This is a genomic window from Acaryochloris sp. IP29b_bin.137 (assembly GCF_028285745.1).
Lineage (GTDB): Bacteria > Cyanobacteriota > Cyanobacteriia > Thermosynechococcales > Thermosynechococcaceae > Acaryochloris.
Map to the genome: position 1 here is coordinate 1 of NZ_JANQOP010000017.1, position 5,469 is coordinate 5,469.

A 5,469-nucleotide genomic window follows, 5' to 3' on the forward strand; every position below is an offset into this window, starting at 1 on the left:
GTTGTTGCATGAATCGATCTTTGCTGGGAGGCGGTTTCAGCGATCCAGATTGTCCAAAATGGATAAAAATCGAAGATTCTCCCCAACTCTAAGCTCTGAAACCAAGACTATGAGTGGCTTTATTTATGCAACAACGCCCTACTGGGTTCCTGTTTTGGGCACTCAAGTCAAAGTTATTCCCCTACATCCCGAATATCATGAATATTCCACGTTACTTTGCCTAAAGCCGTATATTGGGTGCCTTCAAAGTCGTTGCGGACTGCCGCTAATGCCAATGGGTTGATTAGATAAATAAAAGGCAAATACTCCTGGGTGATCTGTTGAGTTTTGGCATAAATAGCTTTCCGTTTGACCTCATCTAGTTCCTGGGCTCCTTCGATATAGAGATCGGCAATCTCCTGCTCCCAATCACTGACAGTAAAGCCTTGAATCGGTTCACTGGGCGGCTGAGGCTTCTGATTAAACATATGCAATCCCCCTTCTGTGGACCAGACATTCGCGCCAGAATTAGGCTCTAAGCCGCCAGTTAATCCCAACAAGGCGCAATCCCAATCAAGTGAGTCATCTAACTTATCCACCATCGTGTTGAAGGCGATGGGAGTATAGTCCACCTTCATGCCAATTTTGGCTAAGTCCTGCTTAATCTGGGCACCTAAGGTGCTACCTGCGGGTGCCATCAGCGTAAATCGGACTTTATTGCCCTGATCATCCAAAAGTTGTCTTTGTTTATTCGTTTTAAATCCAGCCTCTTTGAGTAACTGTTTGGATTTCTGTGGGTCATAGTCGTATACCTTTAGCCCCTCCTCTGGAGGCAGGTAGTATGGGCTTTGGACAGAGATGGGGGAATTTTGGGTTAAGCCTAAGCCTTGGTAAGTATTGGCTAGAATCCTTTCTCGGTCAATGGCATAGGCCACTGCTTGCCGAAATTTAACGTTATTGAACCAACGGGATTTGATCGGGTTGACCAAGGGCTTATTATTTCGGCGTCCCCGATTGAGATTAAAGAAAACGAAGGTTGTGCCAAAATCGGGTCCGCCTTCATAGATGGTAAAGTTGCCAGACTTTTCTTCCCGCTTCAGCAGGGAAAACGTACTGGCCCGCACACCTACAGAATCTAAGCCTCCCGTGCGGAATTGCAGCAGGGCCGTATCGGGCGATTCTACGATCTTCCAGATAATGCGCTCAATATTACCGTTGGCCTGGCCAGGAGTTTGATAGCGCCAGTAGAACGGGTTGCGTCGAAACACGACCCGTTGATTGGTTTCATAGCGTTCCAGTTGGTAAGGACCATTGACAATAATTTCGCTGGGATCTGTATCCACGCCCCAAGCAGAGATAAACTGCGGATTGCCCTTGCGATCAGGGGTATCTACCAGTGTCTTAAGGGCATGGGCAGGCAGAATACTGATCGCGCCAGCCGTTCGTAGGAACGGGGCAAAGGGTTCAGGGATAGAAAACTCTACTCGTCGGTCATCTAGTTTCCTGACCTTGGGCAATGCCCGATTTTTACCGACCCTAAGAATATCGCGAGTATCCGTGGGAATGGCTTCATTCAGATAGACATCGTTATAGGAAAAAACAACGTCGTCTACCGTCAAAGGTTCTCCGTCCGACCATTTCAGGTTCGGTCGGAGGGTAAAGATAATCTTGAGTCGATCGGCAGAGAATTCCCAAGATTCCGCCAGGGCAGGCTCAATCTCACCGGTAAGACCATTCTGGGTCGTTAACCCTTCATAAATTAGGCCAAAGACATTGTTGGCTTCCTTACTTTGGGTGGCGTTAAAGGTCTTGGGTGCACTCAGCAAGACATCGACATACTGGGGGACGCGTGCCGTTTGGGTTTTGAATTGGGATAGGCTACAACCGGGCAGTGCGATCGCAACCACCAATACCAAACTCCAAGCCACCCATCGACGCAGAAAAGACATACGGTTCACAGCCCACGTTTAACGCTGAATTTGATGGTAGCGTACAAGTCTGCCGGAATTGCCGAGTGAGTTTTAAGTCGGGTCAGCAGCAGGGGTACTTTCTGTACTCACAGGCAAGACAGGGGGCTGGATATAATCCGCCGGGGGTTCTCCAGTCAGGGATTCGAGGAAAGCAACGATATCTCCTGCTTCCGCATTGGAAAGCGCTTTACCCAACTGAGTGTCAGCCATTTGTACCACGGCAGCTTTTAGGGATTTGACAGAGCCATCATGGAAATAGGGGCCGGTTTTCGCCACATTCCGCAGGGATGGCACCTTAAACAGCATCCGGTCGTCTTCATCTCTCGTGACTTTGTAGCGTCCTGGATCATCTTGATTGGGCCAAGGATTCACTCGACCGGCTTTTTGATAGGTATTACCGCCAAAATAGGTGCCGTTATGGCATTGGGCACAACCTGCCTCTACGAAGGTAGCTAGCCCCCGCTTTTGTTTGGCGTTTAAGGCCGTCTGGTCGCCTGCAAAGTAGCGATCAAAGGGAGCAGGGGTAACCAGTCCCCGCTCAAAAGCACCAATGGCTTGACCGAGGTGATCGTAGGTGACGGGCTGTTTATCTTGGGGGAAGGCTTCAGCAAAAGCGTCAACATATTCCGGCATGGAGTTGAGGACCTTGAGCACCTGGGCCTCGGACGGCATCGCCATCTCCACCGGGTTAAGAATGGGGCCTTTCGCCTGAGCTTCTACATCGGCAGCCCGACCATCCCAAAACTGAGCCACATGAGAAGCGGCATTGTAAACCGAGGGAGAGTTGCGTCCCCCGAGTTGTCCCTTATGACCAGGGGAAAAAGGTTGGTTATCGACGCCATAGTGGTCGAGCTGATGACAGCTATTGCAAGAAATATCCTGATTTTTGCTGAGGCGCTTATCAAAGTAGAGGCTGCGGCCTAAGTTCACAAGTTCAGGATCGGCAGGCTGTTGCTGAGGGTAGAAATTCTCGGGCAAAGGGGGGCCAAAGAGTGCGAGGTTGGGAGCTTCATCTGCAACTGCAATTTCCGATCCGCGGAGGAACATCAGCAGGGTCGCTGCCAGTACCACCCAAAACACAATAAATCGCTGAATTTTATCGTGGCTGCCGTGATGCCATTGCAAAGTCATGGGTCACCTCTCCTCTCTAGAATGCTCTGGGTCGCGAGCTGCGCTCCATCCAAATTTTATGAGTTCACCAAAAGTGAATGACGACCCGTAAGAAAACGTGATGGCTCCATGACGTTTTGGCACAAAACCATACATAGCTTCGAATTTTGCAAGAAAAGGTTGAACTAAGGAATCAAGTCTTCAATATCGATGGGAATATCATCAATGGGCAGATCCTTAATGGGACTGTCGCCATCGAGTTTGAAGGGCAAGCCATCTTGAGGAATTTTTTCGAGTAAAGCAGTAGTGACGGCATTTGCGATCGCAACTGACAATTTCCCCTCGGCATTCTGAGACGTCACATCCGTCAGCTCAATATCATCAATATTGAGATCTTCTTCTAAATCAACAATGGCATTCACCTTAATTGAGGCTTTGATATTGCGAATACTTAGACGGCCAATCTTGACCACCTTCTCATTGCCGCTGCTTTCGGGCTGCTCCTTTTCCTGCAGGGTATCAACCACTTTCACCAAATTATTGTCGGGAATCTGTTGCTCGACCTTCAGATCCAGACCATTGACGGTTAGGGCCTCAAGTTCTACCTGATCTTGCCAAAGATTAGAGAGCTGAAAATCTAAATTCAAATTTTGGACTTTGATCAAGTGCGGGGTGGAAAAGCCCTGAGGGTTTTTCAGGGTAATGGCTTTTATGGTCAAATCTCCCGCAAAAGGTTGGAAATTCAGTCCCTCCACATCCGTACTCACGCCCGTCGTGTCTTGGATAGCCCCCTCTAGGGCCGACTCAATGATGGCATTGCGACTGAACCAGCCAATTCCCAATGCGAGAACTGCGATCGCAACCCCACCACCCAAAATCTTTAAAGCACGCTTCGCCATAACCACCACCGTAAACTGCCGCGCTAGCACGGCAGTTCCAGCTTATCCCACAAAAATCCAGCTTGGGAAACTAGCTGTTGGATTCGTTGATGGCGGTCCATTCCGTGTGGAACGTTCCTTCTTTGTCAATCCGCTGATAGGTATGAGCACCAAAGAAATCGCGCTGGGCCTGAGTTAGGTTTTGGGGCAAGCGATCGCGGCGGTAGCTATCAAAGTAATCCAAAGAGGCACTAAAGGCCGGGACTGGAATTCCCAACTGAGCTGCCGTAGCCATCACTTCTCGCCAGGCATCCTGACGGTCCAAAATGGTCTGCCGAAACTCGGGAGCAAGCAACAGATTGGCCAAGGCTGGATCGTCAGCAAAGGCCGATTTAATTTTGTCCAAGAAGCCCGCCCGAATAATACAGCCGCCTTTCCAAATCCGGGAAATTTCACTTAAATTCAAATTGAACTTGAACTCCCGTGAAGCCGCACTCATCAAGGCCATACCCTGAGCATAGGAGCAAATCTTAGAGCAATACAGAGCATCTCGAACTTTGCCGATAAAAGCTTGCTTGTCGCCACTAAAAGTTGCCGTGGGACCCGTCAGAATTTGAGACGCTTTAACTCGCTCATCTTTGAAAGATGAGGTGATGCGGGCATTGACGGCTGCTGTAATTGTGGGGATAGGCACTCCCAATTCCAAAGCACTCATCACAGTCCAGCGGCCTGTGCCTTTTTGACCTGCCTTATCTAAAATCAGCTCCACTAACGGCTGCTGAGTATCTGGATCGACATAGGTAAAAATTTCAGCCGTAATCTCAATCAAAAAGGAATTCAGCTCATCGGTGGTGTTCCATTCACTAAACACCTCATGCAGTTCTGTATGACTCAACCCTAGAACATTTTTGAGCAGGTCATAAGCTTCGGCGATCAGCTGCATATCGCCATACTCAATGCCGTTATGGACCATTTTGACGTAGTGACCGGCACCCCCTGGGCCAATATAGGTGACACAAGGTCCGTCATCTACCTGAGCGGCAATCTTCGTCAGAATCGGAGACAGGTCTTTATAGGCGGCCTCCGTTCCGCCGGGCATCAGGCTAGGACCGTTGAGGGCACCTTCTTCACCCCCGCTGACGCCCATACCAATAAATCGGAGGCCGACCGCTTCTAATTCTTCTGTGCGTCGCACGGTGTCCCCATACAGGGAGTTGCCGCCGTCAATCAACACATCACCGGGTTCCAGCATCGGCTTGAGCTGTTGAATCACGGCATCCACTGGGGCCCCCGCTTTGACCATGATCAAGATCCGCCGAGGACGTTCGAGGGATGCGACCAGTTCTTCTGGCGTAAACGCGGCGACTACTTGTCGTCCCTGGGCCCGCTCTGCCATAAAGGCATCGGTTTTTGCTCGTGTGCGATTATAAACCGCAATGGGAAAGCCATTTCGCTCAACGTTGAGGGCTAGATTTTCCCCCATGACCGCGAGGCCAATCAGTCCAAATTGTTGCTGGGGCATAAGGAATTTG

At 49.8% G+C, this 5,469-nt stretch carries 4 protein-coding genes; all 4 read right to left on the minus strand.

All coding sequences use genetic code 11. The annotated features are described in order from the left end of the window. Positions 1 to 173: 173 nt before the first annotated feature. Entirely contained in the window at positions 174 to 1,928 is a 1,755-nt protein-coding gene (locus tag Q0991_RS01315; RefSeq protein WP_299484757.1) for an ABC transporter substrate-binding protein, read from the minus strand. A 72-nt stretch (positions 1,929 to 2,000) separates the two neighbouring features. After that, a complete protein-coding gene (locus tag Q0991_RS01320) occupies positions 2,001 to 3,080 on the minus strand; it encodes a cytochrome-c peroxidase (protein ID WP_299484754.1) in 1,080 nt (359 codons plus the stop codon). A 164-nt stretch (positions 3,081 to 3,244) separates the two neighbouring features. Continuing rightward, positions 3,245 to 3,988, minus strand: coding sequence for an AsmA family protein (locus Q0991_RS01325; protein ID WP_299484756.1), 744 nt, complete (start codon positions 3,986 to 3,988; stop codon positions 3,245 to 3,247). A 40-nt stretch (positions 3,989 to 4,028) separates the two neighbouring features. After that, a complete protein-coding gene (gndA, locus tag Q0991_RS01330; RefSeq protein WP_261890847.1) occupies positions 4,029 to 5,459 on the minus strand; it encodes an NADP-dependent phosphogluconate dehydrogenase in 1,431 nt (476 codons plus the stop codon). Positions 5,460 to 5,469 lie beyond the last annotated feature (10 nt).